At 46.6% G+C, this 23,542-nt stretch carries 22 protein-coding genes and 2 pseudogenes; 11 read left to right on the top strand and 13 right to left on the bottom strand.

Features of this window, described 5'->3' with window-relative positions:
- Window positions 1–32: 32 nt before the first annotated feature.
- From NSS95_RS02380 to NSS95_RS02370, 3 genes are all read right to left on the bottom strand, one after another.
- Window positions 33–197 carry a hypothetical protein gene (locus NSS95_RS02380; protein ID WP_013858399.1) on the bottom strand — a complete coding sequence of 55 codons (165 nt, stop codon included), beginning with the start codon at window positions 195–197 and terminating at the stop codon, window positions 33–35.
- 127 nt (window positions 198–324) lie between these two features.
- A complete protein-coding gene (locus NSS95_RS02375) occupies window positions 325–1,299 on the bottom strand; it encodes an Rpn family recombination-promoting nuclease/putative transposase (protein WP_014096120.1) in 975 nt (324 codons plus the stop codon).
- Window positions 1,244–2,821: a YifB family Mg chelatase-like AAA ATPase gene (locus tag NSS95_RS02370; protein ID WP_328220771.1), complete on the bottom strand. Its 1,578-nt coding sequence runs from the start codon at window positions 2,819–2,821 to the stop codon at window positions 1,244–1,246. The genes NSS95_RS02375 and NSS95_RS02370 overlap by 56 nt, the downstream gene beginning before the upstream one ends.
- A 150-nt stretch (window positions 2,822–2,971) precedes the next feature.
- On the opposite strand from NSS95_RS02370, the gene NSS95_RS02365 reads away from it, so the two are divergent.
- On the top strand, window positions 2,972–4,447 hold the full coding sequence (locus NSS95_RS02365) for a carboxylesterase/lipase family protein (protein ID WP_014096122.1): 1,476 nt from the start codon (window positions 2,972–2,974) through the stop codon (window positions 4,445–4,447).
- A gap of 369 nt (window positions 4,448–4,816) precedes the next feature.
- Here NSS95_RS02365 and ltrA read toward each other — a convergent pair whose 3' ends face one another.
- From ltrA to NSS95_RS02350, 3 genes are all read right to left on the bottom strand, one after another.
- Window positions 4,817–6,238: a group II intron reverse transcriptase/maturase gene (ltrA, locus tag NSS95_RS02360; protein WP_340713767.1), complete on the bottom strand. Its 1,422-nt coding sequence runs from the start codon at window positions 6,236–6,238 to the stop codon at window positions 4,817–4,819.
- A gap of 440 nt (window positions 6,239–6,678) precedes the next feature.
- Window positions 6,679–7,395: an MBL fold metallo-hydrolase gene (locus tag NSS95_RS02355; RefSeq protein WP_035182475.1), complete on the bottom strand. Its 717-nt coding sequence runs from the start codon at window positions 7,393–7,395 to the stop codon at window positions 6,679–6,681.
- A gap of 623 nt (window positions 7,396–8,018) precedes the next feature.
- Window positions 8,019–8,834 carry an SGNH/GDSL hydrolase family protein gene (locus tag NSS95_RS02350; protein ID WP_328220773.1) on the bottom strand — a complete coding sequence of 272 codons (816 nt, stop codon included), beginning with the start codon at window positions 8,832–8,834 and terminating at the stop codon, window positions 8,019–8,021.
- 303 nt (window positions 8,835–9,137) lie between these two features.
- On the opposite strand from NSS95_RS02350, the gene NSS95_RS02345 reads away from it, so the two are divergent.
- The 3 genes and pseudogenes from NSS95_RS02345 to NSS95_RS02335 form a co-directional block, all read left to right on the top strand.
- Window positions 9,138–9,710 (top strand): cupin domain-containing protein, encoded by a 573-nt coding sequence (locus NSS95_RS02345; RefSeq protein ID WP_035191170.1) that lies wholly within the window; start codon window positions 9,138–9,140, stop codon window positions 9,708–9,710.
- 150 nt (window positions 9,711–9,860) lie between these two features.
- A complete protein-coding gene (locus NSS95_RS02340) occupies window positions 9,861–10,154 on the top strand; it encodes a hypothetical protein (RefSeq protein ID WP_013858390.1) in 294 nt (97 codons plus the stop codon).
- Between the two features lie 351 nt (window positions 10,155–10,505).
- Window positions 10,506–10,685: pseudogene (locus NSS95_RS02335) on the top strand (SDR family NAD(P)-dependent oxidoreductase); the annotation flags it as partial.
- Between the two features lie 122 nt (window positions 10,686–10,807).
- On the opposite strand, the gene NSS95_RS02330 reads toward NSS95_RS02335, so the two are convergent.
- Window positions 10,808–11,926: an RNA-guided endonuclease InsQ/TnpB family protein gene (locus tag NSS95_RS02330; protein ID WP_195854872.1), complete on the bottom strand. Its 1,119-nt coding sequence runs from the start codon at window positions 11,924–11,926 to the stop codon at window positions 10,808–10,810.
- A gap of 87 nt (window positions 11,927–12,013) precedes the next feature.
- Here NSS95_RS02330 and NSS95_RS02325 point away from each other — a divergent pair, with 87 nt between their 5' ends.
- Entirely contained in the window at window positions 12,014–12,154 is a 141-nt protein-coding gene (locus NSS95_RS02325) for a hypothetical protein (RefSeq protein WP_014095675.1), read from the top strand.
- A gap of 99 nt (window positions 12,155–12,253) precedes the next feature.
- A pseudogene (locus NSS95_RS02320) lies at window positions 12,254–13,114 on the top strand (SDR family oxidoreductase); the annotation flags it as partial.
- Between the two features lie 272 nt (window positions 13,115–13,386).
- Here NSS95_RS02320 and NSS95_RS02315 read toward each other — a convergent pair.
- Together NSS95_RS02315 and NSS95_RS02310 are read right to left on the bottom strand one after the other, a co-directional pair.
- Window positions 13,387–13,947: a maltose acetyltransferase domain-containing protein gene (locus NSS95_RS02315; RefSeq protein ID WP_029142384.1), complete on the bottom strand. Its 561-nt coding sequence runs from the start codon at window positions 13,945–13,947 to the stop codon at window positions 13,387–13,389.
- Between the two features lie 14 nt (window positions 13,948–13,961).
- Window positions 13,962–14,507: a GbsR/MarR family transcriptional regulator gene (locus NSS95_RS02310; RefSeq protein ID WP_061086784.1), complete on the bottom strand. Its 546-nt coding sequence runs from the start codon at window positions 14,505–14,507 to the stop codon at window positions 13,962–13,964.
- A 197-nt stretch (window positions 14,508–14,704) separates the two neighbouring features.
- Here NSS95_RS02310 and NSS95_RS02305 point away from each other — a divergent pair, with 197 nt between their 5' ends.
- From NSS95_RS02305 to NSS95_RS02285, 5 genes are read left to right on the top strand one after another with little or no spacing between them, the layout of a single operon-like run.
- A complete protein-coding gene (locus NSS95_RS02305; RefSeq protein ID WP_328228964.1) occupies window positions 14,705–15,850 on the top strand; it encodes a betaine/proline/choline family ABC transporter ATP-binding protein in 1,146 nt (381 codons plus the stop codon).
- A gap of 11 nt (window positions 15,851–15,861) precedes the next feature.
- A complete protein-coding gene (locus tag NSS95_RS02300; RefSeq protein ID WP_328228963.1) occupies window positions 15,862–16,515 on the top strand; it encodes an ABC transporter permease in 654 nt (217 codons plus the stop codon).
- Between the two features lie 15 nt (window positions 16,516–16,530).
- A complete protein-coding gene (locus NSS95_RS02295; protein ID WP_340713766.1) occupies window positions 16,531–17,439 on the top strand; it encodes an osmoprotectant ABC transporter substrate-binding protein in 909 nt (302 codons plus the stop codon).
- Window positions 17,440–17,450: 11 nt separating this feature from the next.
- Window positions 17,451–18,128, top strand: coding sequence for an ABC transporter permease (locus tag NSS95_RS02290; RefSeq protein ID WP_035182477.1), 678 nt, complete (start codon window positions 17,451–17,453; stop codon window positions 18,126–18,128).
- Window positions 18,129–18,160: 32 nt separating this feature from the next.
- Complete coding sequence (locus tag NSS95_RS02285; RefSeq protein WP_152598485.1) at window positions 18,161–18,346, top strand: hypothetical protein; 186 nt, start codon at window positions 18,161–18,163, stop codon at window positions 18,344–18,346.
- Window positions 18,347–18,400: 54 nt separating this feature from the next.
- Here the strand turns inward: NSS95_RS02285 and NSS95_RS02280 are convergent, their stop codons facing one another.
- The 4 genes from NSS95_RS02280 to NSS95_RS02265 form a co-directional block, all read right to left on the bottom strand.
- Complete coding sequence (locus tag NSS95_RS02280; protein ID WP_340713765.1) at window positions 18,401–20,398, bottom strand: beta-galactosidase; 1,998 nt, start codon at window positions 20,396–20,398, stop codon at window positions 18,401–18,403.
- A 194-nt stretch (window positions 20,399–20,592) separates the two neighbouring features.
- A complete protein-coding gene (locus NSS95_RS02275; protein WP_328228505.1) occupies window positions 20,593–21,579 on the bottom strand; it encodes a LacI family DNA-binding transcriptional regulator in 987 nt (328 codons plus the stop codon).
- Window positions 21,580–21,917: 338 nt separating this feature from the next.
- A complete protein-coding gene (locus NSS95_RS02270) occupies window positions 21,918–23,117 on the bottom strand; it encodes an MFS transporter (RefSeq protein WP_340713764.1) in 1,200 nt (399 codons plus the stop codon).
- Entirely contained in the window at window positions 23,114–23,542 is a 429-nt protein-coding gene (locus NSS95_RS02265) for a MarR family winged helix-turn-helix transcriptional regulator (RefSeq protein WP_017551894.1), read from the bottom strand. Before NSS95_RS02265 ends, NSS95_RS02270 begins: the two co-directional genes overlap by 4 nt.

The following is a 23,542-nucleotide window of genomic DNA, read 5'->3' as shown; positions in this document are numbered from 1 at the left end:
CAATTAGGCCTGCCAAAAAATTCGATGCCATATTAATCTTCACCCTTACTTGGATCTGCTTCATCCAGAGACAATCTGACCACTTTCGTATATTCACCTTTTGCTATTTCTTCCGGCGTTGCTTTTTGGTCGAGCTCTTCCTGGTCGTCAAGGCCAGTCGCAAGTGTCGGCTCAACACGTCCGTTCTCTTTTTCCACTCTCTCCACATCCTTATTGAAGTGATGCGGCTAGTTTTCCACGGATGCTCACAATTTATGCGATTGCAGCCGATTGCTCGGTTCTATTTTAAAATTTTGAATTTCTTCTTCCGGCAACCCAGTGTATTTATTGATCACACCTAAGTCTGGTTGCTCCGCTCTGTTTCAGCTTTTTCAATTCTTCCTCTGCCAGCCCGGTGTATTTTGCGATTGATGCCAGATCCTGGTTCTCTTCCAGCATTCTTTTGGCAATCCTTAATGCCGCTCTCCTTTCCCCTTCTTTCAACCCCTCTTTCAATCCTTCTTCCTTTCCTTCTTCTTTTCCTTCTTCTTTTCCTTCTTCCTTCCCTTTTTTGTACCCTTTGTCGTAAAAGGAATTTGGCAGGCGCAGGATTTGGTCGGCTTCTTGCGGATCCAGATTTTTAATGCTTGACATCACAAGTTCATCCTCCTTATCCGTTAATTTAAAATAAGAATCAAAAAATCCATAGATTAGTGCCATTCTTGCCGGGTCGAGTTCCATGCGGGCCATCATTCTTAAGAACTCTACTTTTACCTGTACTTTTTCTTTTTTTGTATACCCCATTTTGCTGAGCAGTGCAGCCGCAACGGGATTGTTGCTTCGAATATATTCTTTCCAGTTTTTCCTGATTAAGTGTATGGACATATAACGAAAACGGATGGACTCAAAGTTGCGGATTCTTACGGTGAAAAGAGAAGGAGTTTCCCTGCGTTTATTATAACTGAAAACAGCAATTGGCAAAACCGGCAAGCGATATTTTTCATAAATGCGGGAATAGTAAATAAACATCCGTTCCGGAAATTCCATTTGATAATAAGACTGCGGTTCCACATGGATGAGGACAACCGTGTCTTCCCCTTTTAATTTCAATTTTGCCAAAATATCAATTCTGCGTTGTTCACCAGCTGTGATGTCTGTAAACAGATCCTGCTGGAGGAATTCCACATCAGAAAAGTCCATCCACCGCGCTACTTCCGGGAAAAAGGCTTCCATGAAATCTGCAAAAAAAGTTTGGATAAGTTCTTTAAACAAGCGGTCGTGCGGCAAATACTCCGCTTTTTCTTCCATTATAAGTTGCATATGCATCCACCTTTCTTTTTCCAAAAAGATGATTTCTTTTCATTTGCAATGCCTGCCAGAGCGCGTCTTCTGACAGCTCCCGGCTGCCTTGCAAATCTGAAATCGTCCTTGCCAGCCTGAGAATTTTCATTTGTGCCCGGCTGCTGAAGTTGTCCTTGCTTGCCCACTGCCTGAGCATTAAACTGCTGCTGTTTGCGAGCGGATTTTTTTGTAGAAAGATTTCGTTTGGCACTGTACCGTTACAAACTTCCGCCCCGTACCTTTCGTACTGCCTTTTCCTTGCTTCCGTGACGCGGGTTCGGATCTGTTCTGAAGTTTCGTTTATTTTCCCGGACTCTTCCAGTAACGGTACTGTCCCGACTGGCAAAAATATGTCAAAGCGGTCTAACAGCGGTCCGGAAATCCGGTTTTGATAAGCTTGAATTTGTTTTGGCGTGCATGTGCAATACGCATGGGGCGACCCGAGATAACCGCATGGGCACAAGTTCATGGCCGCAAGCATAATAAACCGGGCAGGGTAAGTCACCGTGGAAGCGGCTCTGCTAATGGTTACTTTCCCATTTTCAAGCGGCTGCCTGAGCATATCAAGCGTTCTTTTTGGAAACTCGGCCATTTCATCGAGAAACAGCACCCCGTGATGGGCTAATGAAATTTCACCCGGATGCGGCCGGGAACCCCCACCGACGAGTGAAACTGCAGATGAAGCGTGATGCGGCGCGCGAAACGGCGGTTTCCGGTGAAATCCCCTTTTCACGTTTGCAAGCTGATAGAGTCCCGCCACTTCAAAAGAAGACGTTTCCGAAAGCGGCGGCAAAATCGAAGGAAAAGCCTCAGCCAGCATACTTTTTCCGCTTCCGGGCGGGCCGTACATTAAAACATTGTGGCTTCCGGCGGCGGCAATCTCCAGTACTTTTTTCGCATGCCGGTGCCCAAGAATCATGCTGAAATCTGCTTCGAATGAATACTCATCTGGTTGCAGCTGCCTCTTTTTCCGGACAGGCGGCAGCTTCTTTCCGGACAATGAATCGAGTACGTCCTTTAAATGCTGGACAAATATAATATCCATCCCGTCCATTTGTGAAAAGGGAAGTTCCGCAGAGGCTGGCAAATACAATCTTTTCATGCCTAATCCCCTTGCTGCCATCACATACGGAAGCATCCCAGCCACTGCCTGAACAGACCCGTCCAGTGAGAGCGCGCCCAAAAAGGCAGTATGATCAGGAATTCTGGCATGAAAAAAGTGGTTTTCTGCCATCAGCCCGATTGCAATGGGCAGATCAAGTGCAGGACTGTTTTTCCGCTCGTCTGCCGGGGAAAGATTGACAATCGTTTTGCTTTGGAACAGCATACATCCAATCGATGAACATGCACCCCGTATTCGTTCCTTAGATTCTTTCACCGAAGCATCCGGCAACCCGACAATGGTGATCCCGGACCCGCACCCCAACATCATCTGCACTTCGGCATGAACACAATATCCTTCTATTCCCTTTAGGCCAATGCTGCTTATGATGGTTGCCATATTTTCGCACCCCTTCACCCGAACTTACATTCTATAAACAGAATAAAAGATCGTACGTTCGTTGTCAATCTATTTTTCAAAAAAACTGAAAGGAAATTTGCACATTCCCGTCGAATACTTTAGAAATCCATTCCGGAAAGGAGAATAAAAATGAAGACAGCAATTGTTGAAACCGTTTTCGGAAAGGCCCGGGGATACGAGGAAAAAGGTGTGCAAATCTGGAAAGGGATTCCCTATGCAAAACCGCCAATCGGACCTTTGCGTTTCCGCCCGCCGGAACTGCCCGAACCCTGGGCAGGCGTAAAAGATTGCACGCAGTTCGGGCCAATTGCATGGCAGCCGCCGGTTGAACTGATGGATTTTCTCGGGAATCCGGCTGAAAATATGGACGAAGACTGCCTGAATCTTAATATTTGGACGCCTGGAGCAGACGGGGAGAGGCGTCCTGTTATGGTATGGATCCACGGCGGCGCGTTTGCTAACGGGGCAGGTTCAGCGCCTTCTTATGACGGCTCTGCTTTTGCCAAAAACGGGGATGTTGTTGTGGTCACGATCAATTACCGGCTCGGGGCGCTCGGTTTTCTGTATCTTGGCGAAATGGGCGGAGAGTATGAGGCCTCCGGAAATTGCGGGATCCTCGATCAGATCGCAGCTTTAAAATGGGTAAAAGAAAATATTGCTGCTTTCGGCGGGGATCCGGACTGCGTGACCATTTTCGGCGAATCTGCAGGTGCCATGAGTGTTGCGGCATTGCTTTCTTCCCCTGCCGCAAGCGGGTTGTTTCATAAGGCCATTCTCGAAAGCGGGGCGGCCAATTTTACCGCTACACCTGAACGGGCAGCCAAAAATGCACGACGCATACTGGAAACGCTTGGTCTGGAGAAAAAAGATGTTGCAAAACTGGCAGAGGTGCCGGCAAAAAATCTAGCAGAGGCTGTGAATTCGCTCCCTTTCATGAGCCTACTTCCGGTTACAGATGGCATTGTGCTGCCGGAACATCCGGAAAGGGCTCTTGAAAATGCGGCAAAGGACATTCCGGTTTTAATCGGAACAAATAAGGACGAATACCGGCTGTTCACTGTTTTCGATCCGGTGTGGAAAAGGCAGGACCCTAAAGAGATGCAGGACGTTTTCCAAAAAACATTTGCAAAGTATTGGGACGCCCTTTCCGCAAAAATTACAGATCCAAGTGCATTTACCCAGGAATTATACGACCGGATCATGACATACTTTGTATTTACCGGTCCTGCCTTAAAATTGGCAGATACCCGCGCACAAACCGGGGAAAAGGTGTGGATGTACCAGTTTGACTGGGAAAGCCCCGTTTATAACGGGACGCTTAAAGCCTGCCATGCCCTGGAAATTCCATTTGTGTGGCATACGCTGGAACAACCCGGCACGGAAAACTTAACGGGAAATGCACCCGGCCGGCATGCGCTTGCAGACCAGATGCATCAGGCGTGGATTGCTTTTGCCCAAAATGGCGATCCGAATTGCAGCCTGCTCCCCGAATGGCCGCCATATAACACAAGGCAGCGGCCCGCGATGATTTTTGGCCAGGATTGCAGAGTAGAAAAGGATCCGCACCAAGCCGAGCGGGCATTGTGGGGCGGCCTGGGGGAATGAGAAGCCGCGGCAAAAGGCAAAATAGCTCGGGCGGCGGGCATTTTTCAAATCAACATGCCGGCGAACCTGCACCAGGCAGGGGGGTCAGGATGACAAGGCCGCCCGGAACATGAGCGGCAACAAAACCCATTTTATATCACACACCGGCGATACGGCCCACACCAGAAAAGGAAGGCTGCGGGGCAAGGTCGGCCGCTATATGACTCAAAAACGACAAAAAACGGCCCACACCAGAAAAGGAAAAAACAGAAAGACAGGGACTTTTCTTCCCCATGTCCGGCATCTTTTCCAGCCATCGGTTTGGCTTAATCGAGTAGGAGGCTAATCATTATTTGATTAACCGACCTCTCACACCACCGTGCGTACGGTTCAGTACACGGCGGTTCTAAAGTTTACGACCGTACAGACAGATAGTAATATATACCTTGCTCTTCGGAAGAGTTCGTTTGTAAGGGTTCTAGCTAAGATATGGCTGCCGGAGATTCTCCAGTAGCCTTTTCTTGTGTTAGCCCATTCCCACGCCTTTCTTTTATTGATCCCTAATTTCTTGAGCCAATAAAATCTTGTGCGTACTCTCTTCCATCTTTTCCAAGTTACCATTCGCATTCTTCTTCGTGTCCATTGGTCCAGTCTGGTTACCAGACTTTTCATATCCGCTAGCTTGTAGTAATTTACCCATCCTCGGACAGTGTCGTTTAGCCTTTTCTTTCTTTCCTCTACGCTTAATCCGTTGCTTCTTCCTGTGATTCTGCGAATTTTCTCCTTTAATTTTTGAACACCCTTCGGGTGTACCCGGAATTTGCATTTTCCTTCATAAAGGTAAAATCCATAACTCAGGAACTTGATGTTTCTAATATGTGTGATCATCGTCTTCTCTCGGTTCACTTTGAGTCGCAATTTCTTCTCAATGAATGGGAGAATGTTATGGTATGTTCTTTCGCAGCTTCTTCGGCTTTTACAGAATATGATCACATCATCAGCGTAACGGACAAATCGGTGATTTCTTGCTTCCATTTCTTTATCCAATTCGTTTAACATTACATTGGCAAGAAGCGGACTTAGTGGTCCTCCTTGTGGAACACCGAAATCATTTGTTGTCCTTATTCCTTTGATCATAACACCTGCATTTAGGAATTTATGGATTAAGGAGATTACACGTCCGTCGTGAATTGTTTCACTCAATATCTGGATAAGCTTACTATGGTTTACCGTGTCAAAGTACTGTTCTAAGTCCAGGTCTACTACATACTGGTATCCTTCATTTACATTCTTTTGGCACTTGAGAAGTGCCTGATGTGTACTTCTATGTGGTCGGAAACCATAGCTATTGTCTGAGAACTTTCTTTCATATATAGGGACTAGGACCTGCGAAATGGCTTGTTGGATGACTCGGTCTACTACCGTTGGTATTCCAAGTTTCCTTGTTTTCCCGTTGTCTTTTGGAATTTCTACCCTTCTAACGGGTTGGGGCTTGTATGTCCCATTTCGAATGGAGAGGACGAGTTCCCTCTGATGTTCAGTTAGGTATGCCAAAAGTTCACCTGTTTTCATTCCATCGACACCGCCCGCACCTTTGTTTTTCTTTACCTTTTTATAGGCACGGTGCAGGTTATTACTTGAAAGGATTCGTTCGAGCATCCATTCGTTCTGTCTGTTGGTGTTAGTGGTGTTGTTTTCAGTTATCCTCTTGAAACTATGCCCTCTGCCATATCCTTCCTGTTCCGCAGTATCTTTTTGACAGCAGGTTTCTTCCTGTTTTCTGCATTTGTTCGTTTCTTCGGTAACTTTCATTGACTTCCACTTCCTTTAGTTCAGCCCTTCCTTCGATGCTCCAGGCATCTCCGTACTATGGCTTCTGCTGACTTCTCACGGCAAATCTTGTTTCAACCAGGTTTCATACTCTGTTTCCACCTGTCCGTGAGACCTCCCGTGGTAAGGTGATTTGCTTTCATTCCATGTACCCGCACCATTTACGTTTCCACATCCGGATAGCTTTTGGGCTTTGACTTGTTCAGCAGCCTTACCCTGTGAGAGTACGCCTAATGATGTTCGTGTTCCTCGGGTCAGAATTTTGCCTCCAGCTTCCTTCAGATTCCATCTCACGATGGACACCCTTGCTCTTGGCTAATGGTTGGTCGCTACCTACCCCCATAGCGGACTTACACCGCCTAGCGAATCGCCATGCACGGCGCACTGAAATAAGAACGTGGCTTTTTTGTCACGCTCTTATTTCATTCTGCAAGCTTGCGAATCTGTTCATTTACATTTTCATGGCACAGGCCGCCGTGGTAGCAGATGACGGATTCAATATCAAAATCAAGCAGCTTTTTCAATGAAGCCATTGCGGTTCCCATATCAGGCGTGACTTGCTGTCTGGGGCCATGCAGTTTGCCGTTGTCTGCAACCATCGCATCCGCAGCGATCAATGTTTTGCTCTTTTTAAGATACAGGCAGCAATGGCCAGGCGTATGCCCCGGTGTAAAAATCACCTCTATTCCGCCGCCAAAAGGCAGAACTTCTCCATCCCCGATCACTTTGTCCACTTTCGCTTTCGGCGGATTCAAATACATCTGTTTCATTTCTTCCGGCATCGATTCCCATCTTGCCGGATCGATCTTTTCCGGATCCGCTTTGATCAGAAGCCTCTCCCCTTCGATATATGGCTTGTCCAGCCCGTGTGCGTACACCGTAATGGAATGGCCGGACTCTGCCAATATTTCCGGCACGCTGCCAATATGATCCATATCCTGGTGCGTCAGAATAACTGCGTCCAATTTTTCAAACGGCACGCCCGCCTTCTCCATTTCTGCATGGATCAAATCAAGCGAACCCGGCATGCCGGCATCTACCAAAACCGCTTTCTGTTCATCCCAGATCAAAGTGGGGTGAATGATAAAATGGTTCAGGTTGATTTCCAGCATCGCAACGCCCTCGGCAATTTTTTTCAATTGAATCCCTCCCATCTGCATTGTCTTTTCCATTTTATCACAAAAAACAGACAGCCCTATTCTGCTGCCTTTCGCTATTCCTTCCGAAGCTGGAGCTTATGGCGCTGGTGCGCGCCATCGCTGCACCAATAAGAAAAAGGAGGACTCCTGGCACGAGAACGTTAAAAACATGGGTGGCCGTATTAGGCAGCACCGTACTAAATCCGTTTCTCGGTGAAGAACTCCCGGCCACGCCGGCAACGCCAACTTTATAAAACCACAATTGGAAACGGCATGTTAACCTTTTGCATCTCGATAGTTCTTGATAACGAATTACAATGGGCATTGCATCAACTGTCTCTCAAAATAAATGCAGCTGAAAGCGACGCCATTTTTTCGTAATAACGAACAAAATACTTTCTTTTTCGCAACATTCCTTTGTTTTCCTTGCTTTTTAAAAATATATTAAGAACAAATTGTTTTATATTACGAACAATTCGTTTTTCACTGAGGTGATTTATCCGAAAACAGCAAAAAGCCCTGTCTTTCAGAGATAGCCTTCTGAAAGACAGGGCGATATATTCACAATCCTTGAGCGCCTGCCAAAAGACCGGGGGTTGCCCTTCCGAAAAGCAGCCAGTATTTTACTTTAACAGCCCATACGCTTTTTTGTACACCGTATTTGCAATTTCTTTATGCCCTTTGTCATTGGCAAGCCAGCCATCGCTTTTGCCCGTGGCCGCTTTCTCTCCTTTCTGGCCGTGTGTATCGGAACGGTTCAGCCAGACAGATTCAATATTGGCAACAGGAACACCCTTTGCCTTCCCCACCTCTTCAATGGCGCGGTCATAAGTAAAAGACAACTGCCCGCTGTTCCAGGTGGTGAGCAAAATGATTTTTGTTTTCTTGCCGGTACTCTTTCTGATTTCATCCACAAAATGTTCGAGATCTTTCTTAAATTGGCCGGCAGAAACGTAAGTGTTTTTGGCATTCCAGTTCAGATCAAACGTACCGAACTCAATCGTCACAAGATCAGGATGATTGAAAATAATATGGGGAAGACTGTCTGCCCCATGTTCCTTCAGGCCGGCCCCGCTCTTGCCGTAGCCATTGATGGTCTTCACTTCATATCCAAGGCCTTGGTGAATGCGCGCAGCCAACAAAGCGGCATACGTTTTGCTTTTTTTCGTTGCAAAATCCCCTGCTGTCAGGCTGGAGCCGACCGGCAAATACACCAGTTCTTTCCCTTTATGTTTTTCGTAAATCTGTTTTGCCGCGCTTTCCTTTGCTGCCTTTGCCTCCAGGCTGCGCTTCTTTTCTTTTGCCAAGTCTTTTTTATATTGCTGCTGTGCTTTTTCAATCGTTTTTCCGGTGTTCGCCTGATAATACCAGTTACCGGTTCCCAGCACACCAGCCGTAATGAAAAACAATAAAACTACGAGCCATCCTTTTTTTCCCAAACTGCCGTCCTCCTGAATGGTTTCTGAGACTATTATACAAGATTTGCCTGTAAGAGGGAAAAAGGATAGGATGTGGTTGGGTATCCAAAAAAACTTGCTTTGCCGTATCCCATTACACCATGGATGCCTTTATTAAAAAAGCCCGCGGATTTTTGGCAAAAAGTGAAAGTTTCCGATAGGTTAGGCGGGGAAAAACAATAACAAGGGCGGAGCATACCAAAAAGAAAATTCTGCCTGTATCGTGCAGATGAACGAGAAGCCGGGAAATCATGAAACCTGATTAAAAGAGGAGGGGAAACAACCATGAAACGATTGCTTCCATTTATGTCAGCTTCAGACGGCAAAGATGCAGGGGGCACGGCAGCAAACGATAACGTTTCTGCATTTTATTTTGAGGAGAACGGCGGGATTCCGAATAATCCGTTTCTCCCTGTGCTCATTTACCACGGTGTTTTTAAAGGACGGACAGACGAAATTGAGAAAGTGTTTCAAAAAAATAATTGGGGAAACAACTGGGTATGGACCATTTTCCCTTACCATCATTTCCACAGCAATTCCCATGAAGTGATTGCGGTACGGAGCGGCCATGCCAAAGTGCAGCTTGGCGGCCCTCAAGGTAAAATTTTTACAATTTCTGAAGGTGATTGTGTGCTGTTGCCGGCCGGAACCGGGCATAAACGGATTGAGTCAGGAGGCGGGTTCGCGGTGACAGGGGGTTATCCGGGCGGGCAGGATTATGATACCCAAATGAGGGCAGATGAAACCTTGCGCGAAAATATCCGCAAAACCGGCATGCCGGAAACCGATCCCGTGTTTGGAAAAAACGGGCCGCTTTTTTCCTATTGGACCCCTGAACCGGGCGGCAAAGCAGGATGAGCGGCAGTTCGCGGGCAGAAACGGCCGCCAGGGCAGGCTGGTTCCAGCGCAAAAGATGAAATTTCTTTCTAGTTTGCATTCCATATTGCATAAAATGAAACCCAACTTGAAAGACTAGCCTTGTATTCTTTACAGAAATGGGTGTGAATCATGAAGGAAATTTTGGAACAAGTGAAGGAAAAGCTCGAAAACGCTTATAATCATCCCGATTCAGCAGATTTAGATGCCTGCATCCGGCAGCTTCAGGATGCCCGCCAGCAGTACGGGGACAAAGGGACGATGATTGAAGATGCCATTACGGCGATCGAACAGGCGAAACATTCGATCCCGGAACACCGCCATGCAGGTACTGATTCGGCGGCAGGCGCATTCGGCCAGGCATACAACGCCCTTGAGCATGCCATTGAGTCTTTCTCTGGAACGGAAAATAATGATCCATTTTAAAAGGCAGATTTTTAAAAACAACATCGTGCTCCATTCAAACCTTGGATTTTCCAAGGTTTTTCTGTTATTCCATCCATGTAGCGCGAACCGGGCAACGATTTTGGACAAGGAAGCCAATACTCTCCAAATGATTTCCGCAATCGCGGTTTCGGCAATTTCTCCCATGCATCCCTTAAAAAAAAGCCCAACCGCGCCTTCCCTGCTTTTTCAATTCCGGAACCTCCCATTTCCAAATCCTGCTGCTGCAAAAATAACCGCAATCAGAGTATAGATATATTACGAAACACAGCAAAAAAACTTCAAGGAGGGCATACATTGGACCAATCTTATGTACAACAAGGCAACGGCAGTATGGATGCCAGTATGGAAAAACCATTATCACTGAAAAAACTGGCAGACCAGGTCATCGTGATCACCGGCGCTTCGAGCGGGATCGGGCTTGCCACCGCAAGAATGGCTGCAGCCCGCGGCGCACGGCTTGTACTCGCGGCAAGGAATGAGCACGCGTTGAAAATTCTTGCCAATGAGGTGAACTACCCTCCACTTATCAACCTTACGGTTTGATTGAAGTGGGGGCTTCTCGACTTATCGTTGCTTTTACTAGCCAACGAAAACTGACCGAGCTAACCCTCTTGTTCCAAGAGTTTTGTTACTTATGATAACGCTAATAAGCGTAATCCCTCATTTTTGATATTGATTGCTGAATTGTGATCGCGATCTAATACAAAGCCGCAAGAACATTTATATACACGTTCAGATAATGGCATTTCTTTTTCCTTGCCGCAACATGAACACTTCTTAGTGGAGGGAAACCACTTATCAATTTTCACAAGTTGTTTCCCCTGTTCTTTTAGCTTATACGCTAAGAAAGTAGTGAACATACCCCAGCCGTTATCATGAACGCTTTTCCCAAAGTGAAGGGCTTGAGACATCCCTTTCATGTTCAAGTCCTCAATCACGACAGCATCAAAGTTAGAAGCTAATTCTTTTGACTTATGATGAAGAAAATTCATGCGTTGGTTCGCCACTTTCTCATGTAATTTAGCCACTACTAGTCGTTGCTTGTTCCAACGTGCAGAACCTTTCTTTCTTCGAGAAAGAATTCGTTGTGCTTTTGCTAATTTATCTAAGGCTTGCCGATAGTAACGTGGGTAATTGGCTTTCTTACCCTGTTCACTCTCGACATATAGACCATCCATAGCAAAATCCAAACCAACAACTTTCTGTATTTTAACTGGACGAATATCTTTCTCATATTCTGTCAAAATTGAAATGTAGTATTTGCCTGTCTTTGTTTTAGAAATAGTGCAAGATTTGATTTTATAATCAGCAGGTATCTCTCTATGCTGTTTCATTTTTATTGGCTTTTTGATTTTTGGCAGTTTGATATGACCATTTTCTAGCTTAATATTTCCGTTGACCATATTAGTTGTATAGGATTGTTTTGCTTTACGATTTTTGAACTTTGGAAAATCCGCATTTCCTTCAAAGAAATTCTTATAAGCAGTCTGTAAGTTCATTTGTGCATTTGCCAAAGCTAAAGAATCCACTTCTTTTAGGAATGGAAATTCACTTTTATATTTTGCAGGAGTCGGAAACTTTTGCTTTTTAAGCGATTCTTTATCATCCTTGAACTTTTCATACGTTTCTTTGCGTTCAGCTAACATCTTATTGTAGACAAAGCGAACACAACCAAATGTCTTAGCTAATAATGCGGATTGTTCTTTGTTTGGTAACAAACGAAACTTGAAAGCTTTGTTTTGCTTGGCCATATCAATTCACCTCACTTTGTGCGGAAAAATTTCGTATATATTGATTATATCGTAAAAAATCCGTACAATCAATATGAGGTGATAATCATGAGAGAAGAGAAAGAACGTGTAGAAATTCGTATGCCTAAGACGATATTAGAAAAATTGGAGCAATATCAAAAAGAAAATGGGATTCCAACTAGAACAGGCGCAATCTTAGAATTGTTGAGAAAAGGATTGGAAAAATAACTTTGGCTAAAGCCAACCGAAATTCATCTCCCACCTACTCATTGGTGCGATTCGCACCTTCACATTCCTTGAGGATGGGAGACTTCTTTCGGAAAGACGTTAAAAAATAATGGCAGTTCCGCCATCTGGGTGCGGGCGGATGTCGGCCGCGAAGAAGATGTGAAGCATATTGCGGCAACCGCCATTAAAACGTTCGGCGGCTTTGACACCTGGGTGAACAATGCCGGCGTTTCGATTTTTGGCGAAGCGATGGACGTCAGCATTGAAGACATGAAACGCATGTATGACACGAATTTCTGGGGCGCCGTATACGGGACAAGGTTAGCCGTCCAGCATTACAAAAGCCGCGGCGTGCCCGGCGCTGTGATCAATATCGGCAGCCTGTTCGGCGACCGCGGAACCGTCATCCAGTCCACCTATGCTTCCTCTAAATTTGCGTTGCACGGTTTTACGGAAAGCATCCGGATGGAACTTGAAAAAGAGCATGCGCCCGTTTCGATTACGCTCGTTCACCCCGGCCGGATCGATACGCCGTATAATGAGCATGCGTGCAGCTACCTTAAGAAACAACCGGCGCATTATATGTCCATGATTTACCCGCCTCAAGCCGTCGCGGAAGCCATCCTGTTTGCAGCCGAGCACCCGAAGCGGGATATGTATGTCGGATCGCAGGCAAAAATGGTCGCAGTCTTAGGCCGCTTCTTGCCACGGTTCATGGATAAATTAATGGAGCTGACCATGTACCGGACGCAGCACAGCGACCGGCCGTCAAAGTCGAAAGCGGACAGCGCCCTCTACCATCCGGGTTACGGCCTGCATGAACGGGGCACGAATAAAGGCTGGATGCGCAGAAACAGTTATTATGTCAAGATGAGCAAATATCCGCTTGCATCAGCCGCCATAGCTGCATTTGTCGGGGCAGCGCTCTGGGCTGCCGTTTCAGCCAGGCAAAAAGATTAAGGGGCAAGCCACCTTGACCGCAGGGTGGCTTGTTATGGTTGACATTCCGCTGTTTTTTTACTGATGGCCGCCAGTTTTCACTGATTCTGGTCACTCGATAGGCTATGTTTACATAACCCCAATTTTGAGAGTGTTTTTTCCACGTCCTCTCTTTTCCCTGGCTTTAACTGCTCTCCCGGCTTTTCCCAACTTCCCGGGTTTCCCATGGCGTTTCGTTGATACCAGGCTTGCATCCCTTCTTGCATCGACAAAAAAGGAAGGCGCCGCCTCCCTTATGATTCCGCCATCTTGATGATCCGCGCCGGGTTTCCGCCGACGACTGCATTGTCGGGCACATCTTTGACCACGACGGCTCCGGAAGCGATCACCGCGTTGTTGCCGATCGTAACGCCCGGGTTAATCACCGCGCGTCCGCCGATCCAGACGTTATCGCCAATTTTCACCGGTTTGGTCAACTCCAGGCCGGACACGCGTGTTTTTGCATCAAGCGGATGTGTTGCCGTATAAATATGGACACCCGGCGCCAGCATGCAGTTTTTCCCGATTTCAACCGGTCCCCCGTCTAGAATTACACAATCGAAATTCGCATAAAAATTCTCCCCGACATGAATGTTAAACCCGTAATCGCAGCGGAAATCAGATTCGATAAAGAGGCATTCCCCCGTCGAACCGAATAATTTTTTCAACAATGCTGTCCGGGTTTCCAAATCGGTTTCGTCCGTTTCATTGAACGTACGGACGAGGCGTCTTGCATTAAGCCTCGCCTGCGCGAGTTCCGGGTCTCCCGCATTGTACAACTTCCCGGCAATCATTTTTTCTTTTTCTGTACTCATGGGCCAGCCTCCGTTTATCCCTGTTTTTTCTTCGGTACATATTCAAAAATTTTTCCGCTCTCAAAAAAATCCACAAGCCGCGAAAGCCAATCATAATATTCTGCAAGATTGCCGAGTTCATTTAAGAAGTTATTCAGCTGTTTTTCCATTTCCGGCGGCAGTTCTTCATTGGCCTTCAGTTCCGCCAATTCACGCGCAAATTTTTTTTCAAAAAATTTGTTGCGGTGAATGCTTTTCTGCAAATTGGACGTGAAAATGGTAACAAACGTGTCGTAAAAATCGAGGCCGACATTGTAAAGATCTTTCCGGACCCCTTTTTCAAACACTTTTTCTGCGATATTCATATCGACCATTTCGCGGACTACCTGGCTCATCCTTGTCTTGCTCATGCCTGTTGCCTGGGACAATTCATCGAGCGTCATCGGCCTGTGGTTCATATAGATAATGCCGAGGACACGCCCGACGGTTGGCGGGATGCCGAAAGCACGAATATGGTCCGCAATTTTTTCGATATATTGTTCCTTCGCCTGGACAACCTTGTCCAACGTCTTTTCTTCCATCTCTTAGAAATGCTCCTTTTGGCCGCTTTTTCAAATGCCGGAAAAAGGTACCGTAAAAAATGAATAACAAATCGCCTTCAATTACAATATATATCATCTATATAATAAGTACAATACGTAAACTTTTCATTTTACAAATTTTACGTTATACTTATATTGTAACCAATCTTTAACCAAAAAAACTGGAGGTGCGAAAATTGTTAAAGTTTGACCACGTCTCGAAAATTTATAAGGGCGGCAAACGCGCCGTGGACGATTTGAATCTCGAATTCGAATCCGGCCGCTTTATCGTTTTTATCGGCCCGAGCGGCTGCGGTAAAACGACCACGATGAAAATGATCAATAGGCTGATTGAACCAACAGAGGGTACCATTTATATCAATGGCAAAAACATCAAAAATACGGACCCCGTCAAACTCAGAAGAGAAATCGGGTACGTGATTCAACAAATCGGTTTATTCCCCCACATGACAATCCAGCAAAACATCTCTCTTGTCCCGCGATTACTGAAATGGCCTGAAGAAAAACAACGGGAGCGGGCCAAAGAACTGCTCCAGCTCGTAGATATGCCTGAAGAATTTTTGGACCGTTACCCGCATGAATTGAGCGGCGGCCAGCAGCAGCGTATTGGCGTTTTGCGGGCACTGGCGGCAGACCAGCCGCTCATTTTAATGGATGAACCGTTTGGCGCGCTCGATCCGATTACACGCGACAGCCTGCAGGACGAACTGAAAAAGCTGCAAAAGGAACTTGGCAAAACCATCGTATTTGTCACCCACGACATGGATGAAGCAATTAAACTTGCCGACCAGATTGTCATCATGCGCGACGGCAAACTGGTCCAAACCGGCACGCCGGATGAAATTCTCCGCGAACCGGCCAACGAATTTGTGGAAACGTTTATCGGCAAAGAACGGCTGCTTCAGGCCCGGCCGAATATCCAGACCGTTGAACAAATCATGAGCCCGAAAGCCGTTACAGTCACAGTCGATAAAACATTAACAGAAGCCATCCAAATCATGAAAGAACGGCGGGTTGACTCCCTGCTTGTCGTGGACAGCCGGGAAGTGCTCCTCGGCTATATCGATGTCGAAATCATCGACCGAAACCGCAGGAAACCGGTTCTTGTCAAAGACATGGTGGAAACGAATTTAATCGCAGTGGAAAAAGATACCCTCGTCCGCGATACCGTCCGGAAAATTTTAAAACGGGGTATTAAATACGTGCCTGTTGTCGACCATGAACACCGGCTTGTTGGCATTGTCACGAGAGCAAGCCTTGTCGATATCGTTTACGACTCCATCTGGGGCGAAGAGGAAGCCGTATCTGAAATCATCAGTTAGGAGGAAAAATCATGGAAGCCTTCATGCAGTTTATGGAAGCCAACTGGAGCGAACTGTTGTTCAAAACATGGCAGCATTTCTATATCTCCATTACGGCTGTCATCCTGGGCATCGTTGTCGCTGTTCCGCTTGGCATCTGGCTGACAAAATACCGGCGGGCGGCACATATCGTGATGGGCATAGCGGGCGTTGTCCAAACTTTCCCAAGCCTTGCCATTTTAGCCTTCTTCATTCCGATCTTCGGCATCGGAAAGCTTTCCGCAATTGCGGCGTTGTTTTTCTATTCGGTCCTGCCTATCTTGCGGAACACGTACACCGGTGTAAAGGGGATTGACCCAAAACTGGTGGAAGCAGGGCGCGGGATGGGGATGACCGGATGGGAAAGAGTGATCCATTTGGAACTGCCCCTTGCCATCCCTGTGATCATGGCCGGCGTCCGCCTGTCCACCGTTTACTTAATCGGTTGGGCAACCCTTGCTTCCTTTATCGGTGCAGGCGGCCTCGGAGACTATATTTTCAGCGGCCTCAATTTATACCAGCCGGAAATGATCGCAGCCGGCGCAGTACCGGTAACCATTTTGGCGCTTATCGTGGACTATCTGTTTGGAAAGCTTGAAACGATTGCCACCCCAAAAGGTATCCGGAAACAAAAACAGGCCGCTTAGAAAGGATGACGGCACATGAAAAAGTTAGCAGCCCTCTTGCTTATTTTCTGCTTAAGCATCTTTGCGGGCGGCTGCACCCTGCCAGGCCTAAGTGCCGCAGACAGCCAGTCCGTAAAGATCGGCATGACAAACTCAACAGAAACACAAATTATCGGTTATATGGAAAAAGATATGATCGAACATTATACCGATATAAAAGTCGATATGGTCAATAATCTTGGTTCGTCGATTGTGCTCCATAAAGCGATGACAAGCGGGCAGATCAATATTTCCGCTGTCCGTTACACCGGGACGGATCTTTCGGGCGCACTCGGCATGGAACCGGTAACCGATCCGGAAAAAGCATTAAAAATTGTCAAACAGCAATTTGAAAAACGGTTCCACCAAACATGGTTCGACTCTTTCGGATTTGCCAACACATATGCTTTTACCGTTACCAAATCCTTAGCAGACAAAGACCACTTGACAAAAATTTCCCAATTAAAACCAGTGGCAAAAGATTTGCGGCTTGGCGTGGATAATTCCTGGCTGAAACGGAAAGGCGACGGTTACGACGGGTTTGTGAAAACGTACGGATTTACCTTTGGAAATACGTACCCGATGGAACTCGGGCTTGTCTACAAAGCCGTCAAAAGCGGGAAGGCGGATGTCGTCCTTGCCTATTCAACCGACGGAAGGATCAATGCATACAACCTCGTTATGCTGGAAGATGACAAACACTTTTTCCCGCCGTATGACGCCTCCCCTGTCGTACGGGACGACACGTTAAAACAACATCCTGAACTCAGGAAAGTTTTACAAAAGCTTGTTGGAAAAATTGATACGAAAACAATGCAGCAGTTGAATTATGAAAGTGACGTCGAAATGAAAGAACCGTCGACGGTGGCAAAAGAATTTCTAGAAAAACATCATTACTTTGAATAGGAGGGGTGATCATGGAAACGATCAGGAGCGTACTTCATTATTACGGGGAAAACGGCAACTATGTATGGGTACAATTTTACCGCCATTTCCTGATGTCGGCATATGGTGTTCTGTTTGCAGCGGTCGTCGCGATTCCGCTCGGGATTTTCATGGCCCGCCGCCGCAAGCTAAGCGCCTGGATTCTCACACTTGCCAATATCATCCAAACGGTCCCGTCGTTGGCGATGCTGTCCATGTTGATGCTCGTTATGGGACTCGGCACCAATACGGTCGTGCTTGCCCTGTTTCTTTACTCGCTTTTGCCGGTTTTAAAAAATACGTATACCGGCATCCTCAGCGTCGATCAATTTTTGCTTGAGTCCGGCAAGGCAATGGGGATGACAAAGTTCCAGATCATGCGGATGGTGGAACTTCCACTTGCATTGTCTGTCATTATGGCCGGCCTCAGGACCGCACTCGTCGTTGCGATCGGAATTGCAGCCATGGGCACATTTGTCGGCGCAGGCGGACTCGGAGATATCATCGTCCGCGGAACCAGCGTCTCAAATGGCACATCGATTATTTTAGCCGGTGCCATTCCGACTGCCTTGATGGCTGTCGTTGCCGACTTTATCATGGGCTGGATTGAACGCCGCCTTTCTCCGGTAAAAAAGAAAACACGCAAACAGACTGTAGAACAGGCAGCATAAAAGGATACCCCGCGTGACGCGGGGTATCCTTTTTGATGTGGTATCGCCGGGACTGTGGAATCAATGGTTCGCCTGAGATTTCAGCGTTTTTGCCGGAAATCGCAAAATACGTCTCGAAAATGATGGCCTTCTCCGGTGACTTTGCAGTTCGTCCAACTGAAAAGGCCGGAGTGGTTTCCCCTGAATACCGTTTTTCCAAGAAAGCAACTGAAAAGTGAGCATTTCCTGATCTCCAGCAAGTCCGAAAGACAGACTTTCCCCTTCGTGCTACCCTATTTTTCAACCACCTGCAAAATTTTTACGTCCCGGGGTGAGAGCCGGACCGTTTCTGATTCAGTATGCCCGTTAATCAGTTCCGGGTACGTGCCACCTGCATTCACAAACTGAACCTGATCTGTGTGGTTAAGCAGGAACAAGTATTTTTCATTTCCATTTTTGCGCACTGCTACTTCCACGCCACGAGGAGCATCCAAAGCTGGTCGGACATCCGCTTCCTGTAAAATGTCTTTTAAAAGCGAAGACAAATATTGTTCATCCGGCTGTGTCCCGATATAATAAGCTTTTCCTTTTCCGCAATGATGCGCGGTGACAGCAGGCGACCCGGCCAAATAGCCGTCTTTGAACCAGGCCAAAGCTTCGGCGCCTTTCAAGTGGATCTTTTCCTCCCACACGCGGATAGCCGCATCGCCATACCCGGTCCGGATTTGATGTACTGCCCCCTTTTTCATCGGCGCAAACTCTTCAACATAAATGCCAAGAATATCCCGGTACGCGCCCGGATAGCCGCCAAGATACACACGGTCGTTTTCATCCGCAATTCCGCTGAAGAAATTGGTGGCAAAATAACCGCCGTTTTCGACATAGGCTTTTACTTTATCCGCAAATGTCTTTGTCACCCGGTAACTTGCCGGCGCGAAAACCACTTTATACCGGTCCATTGCCTCGTCCGGGTGAATAAAATCGACACCAATGTTTTGGGTATGAAGCACCCTATAAAACGGCAGAAGCTGTTTGATATAGGTTACAAGCGAAGAAGGTTTTGAATCGAGTTCCAACGCCCACCAGTTTTTCCAGTCAAAAACAATCGCAACATCGGATGCATATGCTGAACCCGTTACCTTTTCCAAATTTTTCAATTCATTGCCGAGTTGTACCACTTCCCGGAAATTCCGGCTTTCTTCATCCCCGGAATGCGGCACCATCCCGCTATGGAATTTCTCCGCACCGCCCTGGGATGCGCGCCATTGGAAAAACATGATGCCGTCCGCCCCGTGCGCAGCCGCTTCATAACTCCAAAGCCGCATCACACCCGGTGCTTTCACAGCGTTTTGCGCCCGCCAGTTCACCGCGCCGGCTGCCTGTTCCATTAGCAAAAACGGCTGTTTTTTCAAACTGCGCGTCAAATCATGGGCCATGAATTGCGCATACGGGATGTCCTCAAACGGATCCGGGTAGGCATCCCATGTCACAAGATCCATTTCTTTCGCCCAGTGGAATCCGTCCACCGGTTTGTGCAGCCCCATTAAGTTTGTCATCACCGGCACATCCGGCGTATATGCTTTCAGGACATCGCGTTCCATTTTATAAAGCGCAAGCAGCGAATCATCCATAAAGGCTTTGTAATCAAGCTGTTGCATCGGATTGGCAAAAGTCGGCGTTTTCCCCGGGAGACAGATTTCTTCCCATTCATAATAACGCTGGCTCCAGAAGTCCGTTGACCAGCTTTTATTCAAGTTCTCGATCGTGCTGTATTTTTCTTTGAGCCATGTTTGAAAAGCTTTTTTGCAGTTGTCGCAGTAGCATTCGGCAATGTGGCAGCCATACTCATTGTTCACATGCCACATGACAAGCGCGGGATGGTTTTTGTACCGTTCCGCAATTTTGCGCACCAGTTTCGCCGCAAGCCGCGCGTAGTCTTTGCTGTTCGGGCAATAATGCTGGCGCGACCCCGGCAGAAAGCGCGCCCCGTCCTTGTCAACCGGAAGCGAATCGGGATATTTCCGCGACAGCCATGCCGGCGGGGCCGCAGTGGCAGTGGCCAGGTCCGCCCCGATGCCGTTTTCCGCAAGCATATCCATGATTTTATCGAGCGTTGAAAAATCATATGTTTCTTCATCCGGCTGCAGCCTTGCCCAGCTGAAAATGTTGATGCTTACATAATTGGCGCCGGCTTTTTTCATCAGCCGCATGTCTTCTTTCCACACAGATTCATCCCATTGTTCAGGGTTATAATCCCCGCCGTAATAAAATTTTTCTTGTTTTTTTAACATCACGCATTCCTCCAAGTTGTCCGTTATTTAAGTGCACTGCCACCCAATGCTTCCATCCTTCTTCCACTTTTGTGAAAACGGTATCATTCATAACCCCATCCTAGCACCGTTTTACGCAAAAATCAATAAAAATTTAAACATTTCAGCTGATTTTTTACATAATTTTTACGTAAATATTTTGCGAGGGAAGCGTTTCATTTGCTGCTTTCTCTTATAACAAGTTTTGTCCCCAGTCTGACTTTTTTAGGGATTTCCCGACTGTTTATACGTTCTAGCAACAGTGTCACCCCTTCTTCGCCCAAAACTTCGGTATACACTTTTACGGTGCTCAAGGCGGGGACCGTATATTGGGACACACTTACGTCATTAAAGCCGATCAGACTCACTTGTTCCGGAACCCGGATGTTATTTTCATGAAGGGCCTTTAAACTGCCGATCGCCATCGGATCATTTGCAATAAAAAAAGCTGTCGGCAAATGATCCCCCAAGTTCCGAATGGCAGAAATCATTTGCTGGTAGCCGGCACGAACATCATATTTCCCTTTAAAATCGAAAACATCTTCTTTACGATAGAGCCCTAACTTTTGCATATATTTGGTATATTCAAGACTGCGCGGATCAATTCCGGAATTCGTTTCATCCTCAGCAAGCGACCCGATATATCCAATCCGCTGATGTCCCTGTTGAACGAAGTAATCAATGACATCTTTAACTGCCTGTTCAAAATCTATCATGACCTGATCAGCACTTCCCACCTCATAATAAGTATCCACAAAGCAAATCGGTTTATGAAAAGATTGAAGAACTTGAATCTGCTGTTCTGAGAATTTCCCAATGGCTAAAATTCCTTCCACATCATCCGGGATCTTTTCGTACTCGGCATAAATCCGAGAGATGATCAGGCCATGTTCCTGTGCGCATTTTTCGGCTCCTAAGCGAATGGACATATAGTAAATATCATTCAGTTCTTCTTCCTGCGAGCTCCATTGTACAATTGCTATTTTTTCCTTTCTCGCAGTTTTTTTGTTCATATGTTTTGTATAGTTCAGACTTTCGGCTGCTTCAAATATTTTTCGCTTTGTTTCATCAGATGCAACGACCTTATCGTCATAATTCAGGACTCTGGACACGGTTGCAATGGATACCCCCGCCATTTTAGCAATATCAGCCATTGTCGCCATAATAACCACCTTTTCCTTTACGAAAACTCTATGTAAATTTTTATTTATTTTTACGTAAAAATATTCCGCTTACGTTTATTGTAAACGGAACAATTAGATATAATCAAATTTTTTATAAAATATTTTTAAACTTATCTTATGAAAAAACAGGAACCTTCCGCTGCGCAATCAAAAGAGCCTGCCCCTTGCTTCTTTTTTGATTTCCCAAGTCTTTGCCGGCCGATCCTGCACTGGCTTTCCACCGGACTATCCCGCTCTCGTTCACTTCGCTTTTGACCCAGGCAAGTCACTAAAAAACACAAACCCGGGGGCAATCCCCGGGTTTGTGTTCAGACAAATTATTCTGCTTCTTCCACCACGCCTTGCATAGATGCAGCTTTTTTCCCATGGACAAAATAATAAAGAAATACGCAAAGGACAAGGACAACAGCCATGATGGCGTACAAGCCGTGATAACCAGCGAACGGAACCAAAAGCCCGAGCAAAAACGGCCCGACCCCGACACCGGCATCAAGAAAAATAAAGAACGTTGAAGTTGCAAGCCCAATCCGGTTTTTCGGCGATACTTTGACTGCAATCGCCTGCCCGCTTGCCGAGAAAGTGCCGTACCCAAGCCCGACGAAAATTCCGGCCAATAAAATTAATAGTCCGCTGTCAGCCTGGTTCAGCAGCACGAGCCCTGCCGCAAACAAAAGAAACGAAGGATACATGACAAAGTTCTCGCCTTTTGTATCAAACCATCTTCCCGTAAACGACCTGGACACAAGCACCGTTACAGCATAAACAATAAAGAAAAAGCTTGAAATATCAACAAGATTCATTTCTTTCGCATATGAAGTCATAAAAGACAGGATGCTGGAGTAGCCGAGCCCGACAAATGCACTGATGATGGCAATTGGGAACACTTTCGGCTCAAAGAAATTGCTGATTTTGAGCCCCTTCATCTTTTCCAGATCCGCTTTTGAAAGTACCACTTTCGGCATCTTTAAAAAGAGGGCGGAGATAAAGCTCAAAGCCAATAGCACAAGGCATAAAGCAAATACCATATTAAAACTTGCGTGCTGAATGAGGAACATGCCGACAAAAGGCCCGACAGCCGCGGCAAGTGTCACACTCAATGCATAATAACCCGTGCCTTCCCCGCGGCGTTCATTTGGTATGATCCCGGCAACAATGGTTCCCGTTGCAGTTGAAGCTATCCCAAGCGCTGCGCCGTTTAAAAAGCGGACAGCCAGTAAAACACCTAGTTGATTCGTCACAAAATAAAATAATGAAATGATGATAATCGCAATAAAACCAGCATAAAGCATCTTTTTCCTGCCGATGCGGTCAATCGATTTGCCGGCAAAGAGCCGCGCAACCAGGACCCCGACGACGAAAATCCCTGATGCCAGGCCGGCCGCGCTTGGTGATGCATGAAACCGGTCAGTCGCAAAAATCGTAACGGTCGCCATCAATAAGTAAAATGTAAAATACAGAAAAAAGTTCGCGGTCGAAACAATTATAAAATCCTTTGTCCATAACTTCGGCCTGCTCAATTTGTTTCCTCCCCTTTGTGATCTAAATTGTCTCTGATTTGCGGAAGCAGTTCGAATACCATCTCTTGCTCCGCTTCCGGAATCCCCTTCATTGCCTGCTGTTCCAATCCGGTAATTTCCGCGCGGCACTGCCGGTAGAGGTTTTCGCCTCTTTCCGTCATCCGAATCACTTTTTCACGGCGGTCTTTTCCCGGGATCTGTTCTACGATTCCCTGTTCTTCCAGCTTTTGGACAATCCTTGTCACATTCGGTTTTTCAACTTGATAATACTTGCAAATTTCCACAAGTGTGCACGGGCCGAAATTCCGCACATAAAACGTCACCTGCCAGAGCGAATAGGACAACCCGAACTGTGCCAATAAGCCGTTCAATTTCTTGATCAGTACGCGGTACAAGCGTATATAGCGGTAAAACAGCCCTTGCAT

Source organism: Weizmannia sp. FSL K6-3076 (assembly GCF_038007245.1).
Classification (GTDB): Bacteria; Bacillota; Bacilli; order Bacillales; family Bacillaceae_C; genus Weizmannia; species Weizmannia faecalis.
The sequence above is the reverse complement of the archived record's forward strand: the minus strand, read 5'-3'. Positions and strand labels throughout refer to the sequence as shown.

Excerpts from the sequence above, each read along its gene's own strand:
- NSS95_RS02365 (WP_014096122.1), top strand. The coding sequence starts at position 2,972 with ATGAAGACAGCAATTGTTGAAACCGTTTTCGGAAAGGCCCGGGGATAC.
- NSS95_RS02325 (WP_014095675.1), top strand. The coding sequence starts at position 12,014 with ATGAGAGAAGAGAAAGAACGTGTAGAAATTCGTATGCCTAAGACGATA.
- NSS95_RS02330 (WP_195854872.1), bottom strand. The coding sequence starts at position 11,926 with ATGGCCAAGCAAAACAAAGCTTTCAAGTTTCGTTTGTTACCAAACAAA.
- NSS95_RS02300 (WP_328228963.1), top strand. The coding sequence starts at position 15,862 with ATGGAAGCCTTCATGCAGTTTATGGAAGCCAACTGGAGCGAACTGTTG.
- NSS95_RS02310 (WP_061086784.1), bottom strand. The coding sequence starts at position 14,507 with ATGGAAGAAAAGACGTTGGACAAGGTTGTCCAGGCGAAGGAACAATAT.
- NSS95_RS02315 (WP_029142384.1), bottom strand. The coding sequence starts at position 13,947 with ATGAGTACAGAAAAAGAAAAAATGATTGCCGGGAAGTTGTACAATGCG.
- NSS95_RS02265 (WP_017551894.1), bottom strand. The coding sequence starts at position 23,542 with ATGCAAGGGCTGTTTTACCGCTATATACGCTTGTACCGCGTACTGATC.
- NSS95_RS02370 (WP_328220771.1), bottom strand. The coding sequence starts at position 2,821 with ATGGCAACCATCATAAGCAGCATTGGCCTAAAGGGAATAGAAGGATAT.
- NSS95_RS02275 (WP_328228505.1), bottom strand. The coding sequence starts at position 21,579 with ATGGCGACAATGGCTGATATTGCTAAAATGGCGGGGGTATCCATTGCA.
- NSS95_RS02290 (WP_035182477.1), top strand. The coding sequence starts at position 17,451 with ATGGAAACGATCAGGAGCGTACTTCATTATTACGGGGAAAACGGCAAC.
- NSS95_RS02345 (WP_035191170.1), top strand. The coding sequence starts at position 9,138 with ATGAAACGATTGCTTCCATTTATGTCAGCTTCAGACGGCAAAGATGCA.
- NSS95_RS02280 (WP_340713765.1), bottom strand. The coding sequence starts at position 20,398 with ATGTTAAAAAAACAAGAAAAATTTTATTACGGCGGGGATTATAACCCT.
- NSS95_RS02295 (WP_340713766.1), top strand. The coding sequence starts at position 16,531 with ATGAAAAAGTTAGCAGCCCTCTTGCTTATTTTCTGCTTAAGCATCTTT.
- NSS95_RS02375 (WP_014096120.1), bottom strand. The coding sequence starts at position 1,299 with ATGCAACTTATAATGGAAGAAAAAGCGGAGTATTTGCCGCACGACCGC.
- ltrA (WP_340713767.1), bottom strand. The coding sequence starts at position 6,238 with ATGAAAGTTACCGAAGAAACGAACAAATGCAGAAAACAGGAAGAAACC.
- NSS95_RS02340 (WP_013858390.1), top strand. The coding sequence starts at position 9,861 with ATGAAGGAAATTTTGGAACAAGTGAAGGAAAAGCTCGAAAACGCTTAT.